The sequence below is a fragment of the Sphaerisporangium siamense genome (genome assembly GCF_014205275.1).
Lineage (GTDB): Bacteria > Actinomycetota > Actinomycetes > Streptosporangiales > Streptosporangiaceae > Sphaerisporangium > Sphaerisporangium siamense.
On the sequence record NZ_JACHND010000001.1, the window covers coordinates 6,264,219 to 6,278,663 of the forward strand.

11 protein-coding genes are annotated in these 14,445 nt (G+C 73.9%); 7 read left to right on the forward strand and 4 right to left on the reverse strand.

The window, feature by feature from the left end:
- Positions 1 to 79 precede the first annotated feature (79 nt).
- The gene (locus BJ982_RS28690; protein ID WP_184885157.1) at positions 80 to 2,707 is read right to left on the reverse strand and encodes an ATP-binding protein; all 2,628 of its coding nucleotides are present in this window, start codon (positions 2,705 to 2,707) and stop codon (positions 80 to 82) included.
- Between the two features lie 160 nt (positions 2,708 to 2,867).
- On the opposite strand from BJ982_RS28690, the gene BJ982_RS28695 reads away from it, so the two are divergent.
- On the forward strand, positions 2,868 to 3,347 hold the full coding sequence (locus tag BJ982_RS28695) for a hypothetical protein (RefSeq protein ID WP_184885159.1): 480 nt from the start codon (positions 2,868 to 2,870) through the stop codon (positions 3,345 to 3,347).
- 172 nt (positions 3,348 to 3,519) lie between these two features.
- On the opposite strand, the gene BJ982_RS28700 is transcribed toward BJ982_RS28695, so the two are convergent.
- Positions 3,520 to 4,056: a hypothetical protein gene (locus tag BJ982_RS28700; protein WP_184885161.1), complete on the reverse strand. Its 537-nt coding sequence runs from the start codon at positions 4,054 to 4,056 to the stop codon at positions 3,520 to 3,522.
- A gap of 360 nt (positions 4,057 to 4,416) precedes the next feature.
- On the opposite strand from BJ982_RS28700, the gene BJ982_RS28705 reads away from it, so the two are divergent.
- Together BJ982_RS28705 and BJ982_RS28710 are read left to right on the forward strand one after the other, a co-directional pair.
- Complete coding sequence (locus tag BJ982_RS28705) at positions 4,417 to 6,735, forward strand: ATP-binding protein (protein WP_184885162.1); 2,319 nt, start codon at positions 4,417 to 4,419, stop codon at positions 6,733 to 6,735.
- A gap of 83 nt (positions 6,736 to 6,818) precedes the next feature.
- Positions 6,819 to 8,828, forward strand: coding sequence for a hypothetical protein (locus BJ982_RS28710; protein WP_184885164.1), 2,010 nt, complete (start codon positions 6,819 to 6,821; stop codon positions 8,826 to 8,828).
- Positions 8,829 to 8,839: 11 nt separating this feature from the next.
- Here the strand turns inward: BJ982_RS28710 and BJ982_RS28715 are convergent, their stop codons facing one another.
- Positions 8,840 to 9,772, reverse strand: coding sequence for a DMT family transporter (locus BJ982_RS28715; RefSeq protein ID WP_184885166.1), 933 nt, complete (start codon positions 9,770 to 9,772; stop codon positions 8,840 to 8,842).
- 120 nt (positions 9,773 to 9,892) lie between these two features.
- Between BJ982_RS28715 and BJ982_RS40650 the strand changes: the two genes are divergently transcribed.
- Positions 9,893 to 10,522, forward strand: coding sequence for a TetR/AcrR family transcriptional regulator (locus tag BJ982_RS40650; protein WP_184885168.1), 630 nt, complete (start codon positions 9,893 to 9,895; stop codon positions 10,520 to 10,522).
- Between the two features lie 135 nt (positions 10,523 to 10,657).
- Positions 10,658 to 11,032, forward strand: a complete 375-nt coding sequence (locus tag BJ982_RS28725; protein ID WP_184885170.1) for a VOC family protein — start codon at positions 10,658 to 10,660, stop codon at positions 11,030 to 11,032.
- 97 nt (positions 11,033 to 11,129) lie between these two features.
- Here BJ982_RS28725 and BJ982_RS28730 read toward each other — a convergent pair whose 3' ends face one another.
- Positions 11,130 to 12,548, reverse strand: a complete 1,419-nt coding sequence (locus tag BJ982_RS28730) for an LVIVD repeat-containing protein (RefSeq protein ID WP_260414592.1) — start codon at positions 12,546 to 12,548, stop codon at positions 11,130 to 11,132.
- A 187-nt stretch (positions 12,549 to 12,735) separates the two neighbouring features.
- Between BJ982_RS28730 and BJ982_RS39800 the strand changes: the two genes are divergently transcribed.
- Together BJ982_RS39800 and BJ982_RS28740 are read left to right on the forward strand one after the other, a co-directional pair.
- Positions 12,736 to 13,371 carry a DUF305 domain-containing protein gene (locus BJ982_RS39800; protein WP_184885172.1) on the forward strand — a complete coding sequence of 212 codons (636 nt, stop codon included), beginning with the start codon at positions 12,736 to 12,738 and terminating at the stop codon, positions 13,369 to 13,371.
- A 107-nt stretch (positions 13,372 to 13,478) separates the two neighbouring features.
- Entirely contained in the window at positions 13,479 to 14,243 is a 765-nt protein-coding gene (locus BJ982_RS28740; protein ID WP_184885174.1) for a lytic polysaccharide monooxygenase, read from the forward strand.
- Positions 14,244 to 14,445 lie beyond the last annotated feature (202 nt).

Genomic DNA, 14,445 nt, shown 5'->3' on the forward strand with positions numbered 1-14,445 from the left:
GTGGGAGCGGGCGCCGGCGGGTTGACGGATCCGTACGCAACTGGCCGGAAGCACGCGGAACCCGGCGATTAGGGGCCGCTCAGGCCAGGGAGGCGAGGAGGGCGCGGACCTCGGCGGCGGCCGGGACGCCGAGGGACTCGTAGATCTCCGCGCAGGCCTGCCATGACCGCCGCGCCTCGCCCGTCCGCCCCGCCGCGCGATCCAGGTGCGCCAGCCCGGACAGCGCGCGAGCCTCCTCCAGGCGGTCGCCGGTGCGGCCGGTGAGGGTGACCGCGGATCCGTAGGCGTGCGCGGCCTCCTCGTCCCGCCCGAGCGCGCGCAGCGCCTCGCCCAGGTCGACCAGGGCGCCCGCCTCGACCTCCACGTCCCCGATCTCGTGGGCCAGGGCGACGGCCCGCCGCAGGCAGGGGACGGCCTCCTCCCCTCGGCCCGCCCACAGGTGCAGCGCGCCGATGCCGTGCAGCCCGTCGGCCTCGCCGACGCGGTAGCCGCAGCGCCGGTAGAGGGGCAGGGCCTCCTCGTGGCGGGCCATGGCCTCGGCGAACCGGCCGAGCCGCGCCGAGGACCAGCCGAGGTTCGTGAGCGCCACCGCCTCCCCCACCTGGTTGCCGATCTCACGGTTGCGGGTGAGCGCCTGCCGGTAGTGGTCGAAGGCCCGCTCGTACTCGCCCATGCGCTCCAGGGTCGTGCCGAGGTTGTTCAGCACGCGGCTCTCGCCGATCCTGTCGCCGCACTCGCGGTAGATCTCCAGGGCGCCGCGCTGGTGGGCCAGCGCGCGCGGGTAGTCGCCGAGCTGCCGGAACACCGTGCCGAGGTTGTAGAGCGAGGCGCCCTCGCCGGGCCGGTCGCCGAGCCCGCGCCGGATCGCCAGGGCGGCCTCCAGGTGCCCGCGCGCCTCGCCGGTGTCGCCGAGCCGCCAGGCCATCGTGCCGAGGCCGTGCAGGGCGGCGGCCTGCCCCGCCAGGTCGCCGGTCTCGCGGTGGGCGGCGAGCGCGCGGCGGTAGTGGTCGATGGCCTCGGGGTAGGCGCCGGTCCGCATGTGGGCGGTGCCGAGCCTGACCAGGGCTCCGGCCTCGCCCGCGCGGTCGCCCGCGGCGCGGGCCGCGCGTGCCGCCAGGCCGTGCAGGGTGAGCCCGTCGCGGTAGTGCGCCCGGGTGTCCAGCCACTCGGCCAGGCGCCCGGACAGCTCCCAGGTGTGCCGGGGCGACACCTCGGCGGCGGCCGCCGCGACGGCCAGCAGGTTCGGCCGCTCGGCGGTGAGCCACCCGTCGTCCCACCGGGCGCCCTCGGCGGCGCGCCCGGCCGTCTCCAGGTAGTGGTCGAAGAGCCGGGCCAGCGCGGCGCCGCGGCCGGGGTGCCCGGTGGACCGTTCCTGGGCGTAGGCGCGCAGCAGGTCGTGCATGCCGTACCGGCCGGGGGCGCTCTCTTCGAGCAGGTGGACGCGCAGCAGCGCCTCCAGCAGGCGGTAGGTCTCCGAGCGGCCGGCGCCGAACAGGGCGGCGGCGGCGTCGACGTCGATGTCCCGCCCCGGGTGCGCGCCGAGCGACTGGAAGGCGGCGAGGACGTCGGCGGGCAGGTGGCGGCACGACCAGGAGAACACCGCGCGCACCGCCGTGTAGTCGTCCTCGCCCGCGGCCAGCAGGTCGAGCCTGCGCGACTCGTCGCCGAGCTCGGCCACCAGCCCGGCCAGTGGCACCGACCGGCGTGCGGCGGCCAGTTCGGCGGCGATCCGCAGCGCGAGCGGCAGCCGGGCGCACCGCGCGGCGAGCTCCGCCGCCTGGCCGGGCTCGGCGTCCAGGCGGGGGCCGACGAGCCGGCGCAGCAGCGCGACCGCCTCGGCGGCGGACAGGACGTCCAGGTCGATGCGGATCGCGCCGTCCCTGGCGACCAGGCCGGGCAGCGTGCTGCGGCTGGTCACCAGCACCAGGCAGCGGGGTGTGCCGGGCAGCAGGTCGCGGACCTGGCCGGCCGAGTGGGCGTTGTCCAGCAGGACGAGCACGCGCCGGTCGGCCAGCAGCGTGCGGTAGCGCGCGGCGCGCGCGTCCAGGCCCGGGGGCACGGCCGCGTCGGGGACGCCGAGGGCGCGCAGGAACGTCTCCAGCGCCTCGGACGCGCGCACGGGGCTGTCGCGGTCGTAGCCGCGCAGGTTGATGTAGAGCTGGCCGTCGGGGAACGCGGCGGCGACGCGGTGCGCCCAGTGGACGGCGAGCGCCGTCTTGCCCACGCCCGCGGTGCCGGACAGGGCGAGGATGGGGACGGCGGTCGTGCCGGCGGCGGCCTCGGCGTGCAGGCGGTCCAGGTCGGCGAGCTGGGCCTCCCTGCCGGTGAACGCCGAGACGTCCCCGGGGAGCTGGCGTGGCCGCGCCGCCCTGTCGCCGGTGGGAGCCACGGGCACGAGGGAGGCGGTCACCGGCCCCGCGGGCGGCGTGTCCGGCGGGGCGGGCACGATCGTGCGTCCCGCCGCCAGCCACAGGTCGTGGAAGCGGGCGACGTCGCCGCCCAGCATCTCGGCGATCAGCTCGACCAGGCCCCAGCGCGGCAGGTTCGGCCCGGAGAACGCGGCCGAGATCGTGGTGTGGCTGCACCCGACCTCCCTGGCCATGGCGCGCAGGCTCGGCCACCCCGCCCGGTGGTGCTGCTCGTGCAGGACGTCGAAGAAGGCGCGGACGGGACCGTCGGGCACCGCCGGCCTGGGTAGAGCTCCCATTTCTGGCCTCCCCCGGGGATTGTCCCTCAGGAAAGCGGCCCATGGGGGGCCGTACCGGGAATGGGCCCGTGACGTGACGGCCAGTTCTGTAAGGATCCGTCAATTCAAGGCCGGAGCGCGGAACGCTGGAAGCGTCACCGACGAGAAGGAGCGACCCGAAATGGCCGCGATCGAGGACGCCACCCTGCTGGGGCTCGCCGTGCGGGGTTTTCTCGCGCATCCGCCCCTGGACCTGATGGCGCGTGAGCCGCTGCCCGCATCGGCACTCAAGGAGAGAATCGAGGATTCCCTGGCCTATCTGGAGGCCAGCGGAATCCTGTCCGTGAACGACCACAATTCCTTACTGAATTTCGTCACCAAGGACGTCGTCCCCGGCGAACGGCCGGCCGAGCACCCGCCGGCCGTCGGCGCGGTGCTGGCGACCGTGGCGCGGCGCCTGCACGGCGACCCGGGCGCGGCGGCCGCGCTGGCGCACGTGGCGGACGCGGCGGTGTCCGGTGCGGCCCACGGGGGCCCGCACGGCGCGCTGGCCTGCGCCTCGATCGCCGGCGTCCGCGTGCTGTCGGGCACCAAGAGCGACGACGACCTCGCCCTCCTGCGGGACAAGGCACTCGGCACCAAGAGCGCCTTCCGGCTCTGACCTGATCTGGCCTGACTTGATCTGGCTTGATCTGGGGGAGGTTCCGCGCCGGGCGGGTGTCGCGGGGGTCTTGTCGGTCACCCGCCCGGCGCCGCTGGGCGGCCGGGGCCTGTGCTGTGCCCCCACCCTCCAGCCGCACGGCGGGCACAGGACGGCCCTCGCGGCCGGGGCGTCAGCCCATGCTGATGACGATGTCGAAGCGGGGCGTGGAGTAGGAGCTCAGGGGGCTGCGCAGCTTCTCCACGCCGAGCCGGTAGGTGCCGGAGGACAGGCCGCGCAGCGGCAGCCAGCGGCCGGTGAAGTTGGGCGAGTCACCGGTCCAGAACCCGTGGCTGCTGGAGGTCCGCACGGTCCAGGCGCCGGAGGCGAGGCGCGGGTGCACCGCCGCGTTCTGGGAGCCGGTCAGGCGGAACCGGGCGCCGGCGACGGCGTTGGCGCCGGGGGTGCCCATGGCGAAGATGAAGTAGCGGCGGTTGTAGGGCGTGCCGGAGGTCAGCGGCGCGCAGCCGGTGACGATCAAGGTGCCGCGCACGGTGCCGAGGCGCAGCGGGTCGCTGTAGGAGCCCGATCCGTACAGCGCGCCACAGCCGACGACGATCGCCGACGACGCGTGCGCGGGCTGGGCGCCCGTCGCGGCCAGGGACCCCGCGGCCAGCGCCAGCGAGCCGAGGACCGTTCCAAACGCCCGCCTGGCGCGAGCGATTCCCATCTTCCCCATCGGTGCCTTCCAGGTCGCTGTGAGATGAGCGGGCGAATGCGGCCGACGGCCCCGGAAACGCGGATTCACGTGCGACGATCCGGTACTCACGTGTTTCCGCGCCTTCTTTTCCGATACCGGTCGGTATCGCCCGGCCGTGTTCTTCCGTGGTTCCTGCGTGCCCCGCCCGACGCGGCGCCCGCCGGTTCCTCCCCCGGCGATCACCGCTCTGGCGCAGAACTTATCGCGCTTCTCCGCCCACGGCCATGTGAGTGACCCACAGGTTCACCCACAGGTCTTTTCGTGTGAACGATGGCGCGCGGGCGGCACCGGGCTTATCGTTACCGTCGGGTGCGATGGAGGGGGATTCCTTTGTCCGGCGAATCTTTCGCCCACCTGCTCAAACGGCTCCGTCGTTCGGCCGGCCTGACGCAGGAGGAACTGGCGAACAAAGCCGGGATCAGCGCCAGGGCGGTGAGCGACCTGGAAAGGGGAATCAACCGCTCCGCCCGCAAGGACACCGCCCGCCTCCTCGCCGACGCCCTCGGCCTCACCGGACAGATCCACGAGGAGTTCACGAGCGGCCGCAGGAAGCCGCCCTCGGTCGGCGGCGCGCGCCTGCCCGTGCCGCTGACGCCCCTCGTCGGCAGGGAGCGCGAAGTGCGGGCGGGGTGCGAGCGGCTGCGCGGGCCGAGCCGCCTGCTCACCCTCACCGGTCTCGGCGGCGTCGGCAAGACCCGCACGGCCCTGGCCATCGTCCACGAGCTGGCCCCCGACCTGCCCGACGGCGCCTACCTCGCCGACTTCTCCGAGGTGCGCGACGAGCAGACGATGCTGCACACGCTCGCCCGCGCCCTGGACGTCCGCGACAGCGGCACCCGCCCCCCGGCCGAGTCGCTGGCCACGGCCCTGGAGGGCCGCGGGCCGCTGCTCGTGCTGGACAACTTCGAGCACCTGGTCGACAGCGCGCACGCCCTGTCCACGCTGCTCACGCGGTGCCCGGGGGTGAGGTTCCTGGTCACCAGCAGGCGTCCCCTGCGGGTGTACGGGGAGGACGAGTTCGTCGTCGGGCCGCTGCCGCCGCCCCCGCCGGGCGCGTCCCTGGAGGAGATTCGCGCCAACCCGGCCGTCACCCTGTTCACCCAGCGGGCGCGGGCCGTCCACGCCGGGTGGGAGGTGCACGAGGGCAACGCGGCCGTCGTCACCGGCATCTGCGCGCGCCTCGACGGCCTGCCCTTGGCGCTGGAGCTGGCCGCCGCCCGCATGAACGTCCTGTCCGCGGAGGCGCTGCACGAACGGCTCGGCGGCGCGCCGGGCGTGCTGGCGGCGGGGCCGCGCGACGCCACCCCGCGGCACCGCAGCCTGAACGCCACGCTGGACTGGAGCTACGAGCTGCTCGACGGCGACGCCCAGCGCCTGCTGCGCGAGCTGACCGTCTTCGCGGGCGGGTGGTCGCTGGAGGCGATGGAGCGGGTCTGCGGCGCCGGGCTGGACACGCTCGCCACCCTCATCGAGAACAACCTGGTGTGGCGGACCGACCACCCGGGCGGCCCGCGCTACACCCTGCCGCACACCGTCCGCGAGTACGCCACCGCGCTCCCGCCCGCGGAGGGCGCCGCCGCCGCACCCGGCGGTGCCGCCGCGACCGCGCCGGGCGGGAACCCGGCGACGGCGGACGCGCATCTGCGCTGGATGTGCGGCTTCGCCGAGACGGCCGCGCACGAACTGACCGGCGCGGGCCAGCGGGCGTGGATCGACAACCTGGACCGCGAGTACGAGAACGCCCGCCAGGCGCTGCGCCACGCGGTCGCCGTCCGCGACGCCGAGAGCGCGCAACGCCTCGCCGGCGCGCTGTGGCGGTACTGGGAGATGCGGGGGCTGCTCATCGAGGGACGCCAATGGCTGGACCGGGCGCTCGCGCTCCCCGGGCCGACGCCGCCGTCGCTCGGCGCGCAGGCCCGCAAGGGCGCGGGCAACCTGGCCCGCGACCAGGGCGACCTGAAGGCCGCCGAGGCGTTCTACCGCTCCGCGCTGCTGCTGTTCGAGGCGGCCTCCGACAAGGCGGGCGTGGCCAGCGTCATCAACAACCTCGGCAACCTCTGGCTGGACGAGGGCGACCACGAGGCGGCGGCCCACTTCTACCAGGACGGGCTGGCGCGGTTCCAGGCCATCGGCGACGAGTGGAACGTGGCACTGCTGCTCAACAACCTCGCGCTGGCCCTGCGGCTCACCTCGGACCTGGCGCGCGCGGGCGAGCTGGCCGAGCGCAGCGCGGCGCTGTTCCGCCGGCTCGGCGACCAGCGGGGCGAGGGCCGCGCGCTGGAGACCGTGGCCCGCGTCCTCGACCTGCGCGGCGAGCACGCCCGGGCGCTGCCGGTGCACCGGCGCGCGCTGCTGCTGCGGCACCGGGTGGGCGACCTGGCCGGGGTCGCCCGTTCCCTCGAAGGGCTGGCCCGCTCGCACAGCGAGGTGGGCGACCTGAACCTGGCGGCCCGGCTGCTCGGCCAGGCCGAGTGCCTGCGCCAGACCACCGGCGAGGCGTTCACCCACGACGACGGCGTCGAGTACGCCAGAACCCTCAACGCCCTGCGCGACGGTCTGACCCCCGCCGTCCTCACCGCCACCATGGACGCCGGCCGCGCCGCGGACCTGGCGGAGGTGATCACCTCACTGGACCTGGAACGGATGTAGCGGCCGTCCCGCCGGCCCGAGGCGCTCGCGGAACCCGCTCACCGCGGCGGCTGGCCAGGCCCTGGGTGATCGATGATGGAGACGTGACAATCTTCGAAAGCCTCACTCCGGTGGAGGAAAGGCTCAGGGGGGCCTTCACTCGGGGGGAATGGCTGGACCTGCGGCAGGCGAAGGACCGGGTGGTCCGGGCCGCGGTCGTGCAAGGGCTGCTGCTCGGCGCGGTCGCGGCCGGGGAGGGGTACGCGCCGGCGATCCGGCTGCGCGGGGCGCGGGTCACCGGACGCCTGGACCTGATGGGCGCGGTCACCGAGTACCCGCTCATCCTGGAGCACTGCCGTCTGGAGGAGGAGGTGCGCCTGGTCGAGGCGGCCACCCGGACGGTGCGGATCGTGCACAGCAGGCTGACCGCGCTGAACGGCGCCCGGCTGCGCCTGGAGGGCCTGCTCAACCTGTACGGCAGCACGGTCGCGAAGGGGGTGCGGCTGGACCGGGCGAAGGTGACCGGGGAGATCTACCTGCGCGACGCCGTCCTCGGCGCCGACGCCGAGGGTGTCGCCCTGTCGGCCGACGGGCTCGCGGTGGACGGCCGGTTCGCCGCCGCCGGGCTGACCGCGCGGGGCATGCTGCGGCTGCGCGCCCTGCGCGTCTCCGGATCGCTCGACCTGTCGGAGGCGCGCGTGACCGGGACGGGGACGATGGCCGTCGACGCCGAGGCGAGCGTCGTCGACGGGCAGTTCCACGCCGAGCGGCTGCGCACCGACGGCGAGCTGCGGCTGCGGCACGCCCGGATCGGGGCGAGCCTGCAACTCGTGGGCGCGCGGCTGATCAACCCCACCGGCTGCGCGCTGTCGGCGGGCGGCATGGCGGTGACGGGAGGCACGTGGTGCGTGGCGCCGTTCACGGCGTCCGGCGAGGTGCGCCTCATCGGCGCGCGCCTCGGCGCGAACTTCTCCTTCAAGGGCGCCGCGCTCGGCAACGACGACGGCGCGGCGCTGACCCTGGACCACGCCGTCGTCGAAGGCGGCGTGATCGGGGACGACGCCACGCTGTCCGGCGGGCACCTCAGCATGCGGCACGCGGCGCTGAACGGCGGCATCACCCTGCGCCGCGCCCGCCTTTCCGCGGCCAAGGACGGGGAGCCGCTGCGCATGGAAGGCGCCGCCATCGAAGGGCTGGCCGGGTTCGACGACGTCCACGCCGAAGGCGGCCTGTACATCCGCGACTGCCGCTTCGGCGGCCCGGTCAGCTTCGCCGGCGCCCGGCTGGAGGCCCCCGACGGTGCGGCGCTGCGCTTCGTGCGCAACGAGACCGCCGGGCGGGTCGGCTGCGAGCGGATGACCGCGCGCGGCGAGGTCCGGTTCGAACACACCCGCGTCGGCCGCGACCTCGACTTACGGGAGGCCGTGCTGTCCGCGCAGGACGGGACCGCGCTGGACGCGACGGGGCTGCACGCGGCCGAGCTGGCGCTGCTGGCCCGTGGGACGCGTGGCCGGATCGTCCTCGACCACGCGCGGATCGGCCTCCTGCGCGACGACCCCGAACGGTGGCCCCGGGCGCTGCACGTCAACGGCCTGGCCTACGAGGCGCTGGAGCCCCGCCTTCCGGCCGAGAGCCGGCTGGGCTGGCTGCGGCGCGACGCCCGCGGGTACCAGCCGCAGCCGTACGAGCAGCTCGCCGCGCACTACACGGCGAGCGGCCACCTGGCCGACGCGCGCGCGGTCATGTTCGCCAAGGAGCGGGCGCAGCGCGCGGGCAAGACCGTGCTCGGCCGGCTGTGGAGCGGGTTGCAGGAGGTCACGGTCGGGTTCGGGTACAAGCCGGGACGCGCCGCGCTGTGGCTGGCGGTCCTGGTGGCGGCGGGCGCCGTCGTGTACGGGGCCGCGCACCCCGCTCCGCTGAAGAAGGGCGAGGCCCCCGACTTCAACCCCATCGTGTACACCCTCGACCTGCTCCTGCCGTTCGTCGACCTCGGCCAGCAGAACGCCTACAACCCCTCGGGCGGCGCCCAGTGGTTCTCCTACTGCCTGGTCGCGGCCGGCTGGATCCTCGCCACCACCATCGCCCGGGGCGTCGCCCGCGTCGTCGGCCGCTGAACGCCGGCGTCTCAGGCCAGTTGCACGAGCGCCGAGCCCGCGACGAGCAGGGCGAGGCCGGCGAGCCGGGCGGCCGTGAGGGGGCGCCGGGGCAGGCGGAACAGGCCGGCGCCGTCGATGAGCGCCGACGCCGCCTGCTGGCCGGTCACGGTCAGGGCCACGGTGGCGGCGGCGCCGATCTCGGGGATGAGCGTGAACGTCGCGGTCACGTACGCGGCGGCGCAGGCCCCGCCGAGCCAGCCCCACCATGGCATGCCCCCGAGTGGGCGGAGCCGGGGCCGGGGGGTGCGGCCGAGGGCGAGCAGGGTCAGCAGCACCGCGACGATGGTCACGGCCGCGACGGCGAAGCTGATCACGGCGACGGCGAGCGGCTCGTGCAGGTCGGCGCGCAACCGGGCGTTGACCGCCCCCTGCACGGGCAGCACGCCCCCGGCGACCAGGCCGAGCAGGATCCATCCCACCCGTCCCGTCCCGCCTGACGCTGTGACGGCGGGGGTGGCGCGCTGGCCGCGGATGACGACGACGATGCCGGCCAGGACGGCGAGCGCGCCGAGCGCGACGCCGGCGCCCAGGGGTGTGCGCGGCAGGCCGAACAGGCCGAACAGGTCGAGGCCGAGCGAGGCGAACACTTGCCCGGTGACGAACAGCCCCACCGAGGCCAGCGCCCCGAGGCGGGGGAACAGCAGGATGCCGCTGGTGATGTAGAGCGGGCTGGCGAGCCCGCCGAGCAGGTGCCAGAGCGGCACCTGCGGCACGAGGCGGACCGCGCCGATCGCGCCCGCGGCCACGGCCAGGACGGCGAGGAGCAGCACGGCCACGCCCAACTGGACCGACGAGGCGCCGTACGGCGTGCCGACGGCCTTGTTGAGCTGCAGGTTCACCGACGTCTGCACGGCCAGGAGGCAGCCGATCAGCAGCGCGGCCGCGAGAAGGAGGGCATGCATGAGGGGTCCCAACGCCAAAGGGGAAGCAGAACTGGACACACTGTCCGGTTAAGCGAGCCCCAGCGTACGCCAGAACTGGACGGGTCGTCCACTTCGCTCCGAGGCCCCTACGATGGCCCTATGACCGAGCGGCTCCCGGCGGGCGACACCAGCCCCCTCGACAGGGACACCCCCGCGCCCGAGACCCCACCGGCGCGGGAGCGGTCCGACGCGGCGCGGAACCGGGCGCGGGTGCTCGCCGCGGCGGAGCGGCTCTTCGCCACGACGGACGCCCGGCAGGTGACGATGGAGGACATCGCACGCGCCGCCGGAGTCGGCCGCGCGACGCTGTACCGCCGCTACCCCGACCCCGCCTCGATCGCCGTCGCCCTGCTCGACGAGCACGAGCGCCGCCTGCAGGAGCACATCCTGCGCGGCGAGCCGCCCCTCGGCCCCGGCGCCTCCCCCGCCGACCGGCTCGCCGCCTTCTACGCGGCGTCGGTGACCCTGCTGGAGGACCACCTCCACCTGGCGCTCGGCGCCGAGGTGGGGCAGGCGAGGTTCGCCGCGGGAGCGTACGGCTTCTGGCGGGCCCACGTGCGCGTGCTGCTCGCCGAGGCCGGCGTCCCCGACCCCGACGCGGCCGCCGACACCGCCCTGGCCCCCCTCGCCCCGGATCTGTACCGCTTCCAGCGCCACACCGCCGGCCTGTCCAAGGAGCGCCTCGTCACGTCGCTGACGTGGCTGGCCCGCCGCCTGACGACCACCTGACCCGGCCTCACGGGGCCCTGCCCCGTGTGCCACGACCCGTGCCGGTAGCGCGGCGTACGGCGGCACGGCCGGGGTAGCGTGCGGGGGCGGGGCCGCGCGGGTGCGCGGTCCGGGTGACGAGACGCGGGAGGCGACGTGGCGGAGGGGCCGAGGCTCACGGTGTCAGGGACCAACATCGGCGCGCCGGACGCGCGCGAGCTGGCCGACTTCTACCGGCGGCTGCTCGGCTGGACGGTCACGGCGTCGGAGCCGGACTGGGTGAAGCTGACGCCGCCCGGCGGCGGGCCGAGCCTGTCGTTCCAGACCGAGGAGGGGTACGCCAGGCCGGTGTGGCCGGCGGGTTCCGGCGACCAGCAGATGATGATGCACCTGGAGATTCAGGTGGACGACCTGGCCGCCGCCACGGCGCACGCCCTGGCGGCCGGGGCGACGCTCGCCGGGCACCAGCCGCAGGACGACGTGCGCGTCTGCCTCGACCCGGCGGGCCATCCGTTCTGCCTGTGGATCTGACGGCGGACGTCGCCCCGGGCACGCCGGAACACGGGAACGCGGGCCCGGAACATCCGGGCCCGCGTTCTTGTGGGTCACTCGCCGGGACGGCGGGGCGTCAGTCGTCCTCGTCGCCCCAGAACCAGTCGCCGTGGTGGCCGCGTTCGCGGTAGGAGCCCTGGTCCTGGACGTTCAGGCGGTCCACCCTGACCCGCTTGGCGGAGTCGGTGAGCCGGTCGTCGATCCTGAGGACGTCGAGGCCCTTGTTGAAGTCGCTCGCGTAGATGTGGCCGTTGTAGTAGTACGCGGACCAGAACCCGCCGAAGCCCTCGGACGCCGGGCCGCGCTCGAAGTACCCGATCTCCCTGGGGTGCGCGGAGTCGGTGAAGTCCCAGATCGAGGCGCCGCCCTGGTACCACGCCTGCACCATGATGTCGCGGCCCCTCACCGGGATGAGCGAGCCGTTGTGCGCGACGCAGTTCTCCGAGTCGGCCTGGTAGCGCGGGATCTTGAAGTAGCTCTTGAACACGAGCCGGCCGCGCACGATGTCGAAGATGGCGTCGGCGCCGTGCGTGGGGCCGACGGCCTCGTTGCAGGTCGCCTGGCCGCCGCCGCCGAGCTCGTCGGTGAAGACGACCTTGGTGCCCTCGTTGTTGAACGTCGCCGAGTGCCAGAAGGCGAAGTTCGGGTCGGTCACGCGGGCCGTGACCCTCGGGTTCTCGGGGTTCCTGATGTCGAACAGCACGCCGTCGCCCATGCAGGCCCCGGCCGCGATGCCCTTCTCGGGGTACACGGTGATGTCGTGGCAGCCGGTGGTCGGCAGCAGCAGGTTCGGCTGGGTCTCGTTGCCGCCGTCCGGGAACACCACCGGGGTGGCGACCACGGCCGCCGACGCGGGGTCGCGCAGCGGGATCTTGATGATGGAGATCTTGTCGTGCGGCGGGAGGCAGTCGGGGTAGGTCGCGTTGGGCAGGTAGGAGGAGACGTACAGGTAGACGTTCCCGCGTCGCCTGTCCGGGAGCAGCGTCTGGGTGTGGGAGCCGCAGTTGGTCTCGACGGACTTGATGTACTTGGGGTTCGCCTTGTCGCTCACGTCGAAGATGCGGATGCCCTCCCAGGACTCCTTGACCGTCGCCGGCTGCGGCGTGCTGGCGCAGGAGTCGTTGCTCCGCGACTGGTCCACGGAGGCGAAGAGCAGGTTGCCGTACACCGACACGTCCATCTGCGACCCGGGACAGACGACCGAACTCACCACGGTCGGCTTCTTGGGGTTCCGAATGTCGTAGATGGAGAAACCGCCATAGTTACCTACATAGGCGTAACCATCCTGGAAGGCGAGGTCGGTGTTGATGGTGGTGGCGATGTTCGCCGGTTTCGGGATGTTCGCCACGTGCTTGACGTTCGCGCTCATCACGATCTGATCGGTGCCTGGGATGTCCGACGCCTGGGCGGGCAAGGCCGACAGCACCAGGGCCGCGGCGCCGCCCACCAGGGCGAGGATCCGGCCTAAGCGGCCGGCTCTGGGGGGAATCGACAACACGCAGGGACCCTCCTTGGTAACTTATGCCGCAGGAGATCATAGATGGGCAGATTTTCTCCCAAACAGGACCTGTAAGCCATAGGTCACCTTGTCAGAAAGAGCTTCCGACCTGACGACTTACTCGCATGTCGGCGACGAGTTAAGGTGCACGCGCACAACGAAAGAGATCTTTCTAGGAGGCCGGGTGCGCGCCGTGTCCCTCATCGCCGTCGCGGCCGTCGCGTTCGCCGTCGCGGGCTGCACCGGTGGACCGGCCCCCGCGCCCACCTCCACCGCCCCCGTCATCGCGCCGGGCAGGCCGGGCGAGCCCGCGAGGACGCTCGCCCCGTCCGAGGCGCTGACCGCCGTCCCCTCTCCCACGGCCGGCGCGGCGGACGTGCTGTTCATGCAGAACATGATCGTCCACCATCGGCAGGCCCTGGACATGAGCACAGGCGCCGCCACGCGGGCCGGATCCGACCAGGTCAAACGCCTCGCCGCCCGCATCACCGCCGCCCAGGGACCGGAGATCAGGGCCATGACGCGCTGGCTGCTCGAACAGGGCCGGAGCGTCCCCGACGCCCGCGCCGCGCACCCGGGCATGCCGGGCATGGCCACCCCCGAGCAGCTCGCCGAACTGCGGGCCGCGAGCGGTGGGGACTTCGACCGCCTCTACCTACGGCTCATGATCGCCCACCACATGGGCGCCCTCACGATGGTCTCGGAGGTGCTGGCGAAGGGCTCGCATGTCTTCGTCCAGGAGATGGCCGAGGACATCTCGGTGTCCCAGACGGCCGAGGTGAATCGCATGCGCCGGCTTCAGGCCACCGAAGGCGGCTGACGGCCGCCATATCACGCAGGCGCGGAATTCTGGGCCGGTCACAGACTTCTCTGTTAAGAAAGTTTCCTTTACATTGAGTTTACCCCCTCAGCAAAGGAAGCAGGAAGATGCGAAGAGCCATCACGTACGCCATGGCGATGGTGATCGCCGCGGCGACGGTCGTGTTCGTCGCCACCCCGGCCTCGGCACACGGCTACGTCGCCTCGCCGCCGAGCCGGCAGGCCAACTGCGCCCAGGGCAAGGTCTCCAACTGCGGCGAGATCATCTACGAGCCGCAGAGCGTGGAAGGGCCCAAGGGCCTGCGCAACTGCAGCGGCGGCGACTCCCGGTGGGCGCCGCTGGACAACGACAGCAAGGCATGGCCCGCGGCGAGCGTCGGCGACACCGTCAGCTTCCGCTGGACCCTCCCGGTCGCGCACGCCACCAGGGACTGGGAGTACTACGTCGGCAACACGCGTCTCGCGGTGTTCAGCGGCGGCGGCAGGCAGCCCGGCTCCAGCGTGACGCACTCGGTGAGCCTCGGCGGCAGGACGGGCCGGATCAAGCTGCTGGCCATCTGGAACATCGCCGACACGGCGATGGCGTTCTACAGCTGCGTCGACCTGCAGGTGGGCCCCGGCGGTCCCGACCCGACGCCCACGCCCACGCCCACCGTGACGCCCACCGTGACGCCCACGCCGACCGTCACCCCGACCCGCACGCCCACGCCCTCCGTGACGCCGACCCCGGGCGGCACCTGGACCGCGGGCACCGCCTACACGAGCGGCACGGTCGTCACCTACAACGGTGCCGGCTACAGGTGCCTCCAGCCGCACACCGCCCTGCCGGGCTGGGAGCCGCCGAACGTGCCCGCCCTGTGGGCCCGCGTCTGAGCCCGCGCTCCCGCACCGCGGTCGCCCTCTGACCGCACCCGATCCACACCGCCGCCCGCGCGCGTCCGGCGTCCCCTCCGCCCAAGACGCCGGACGCGCCCCGGGCGGCGGTGTCATGCGTGGACGCTGTCACATCAGGGCCGCGTCACATCAGGGCCGCGTCACATCAGGGCCGCGTCCGGGGTCATATCCGTATTCGGAA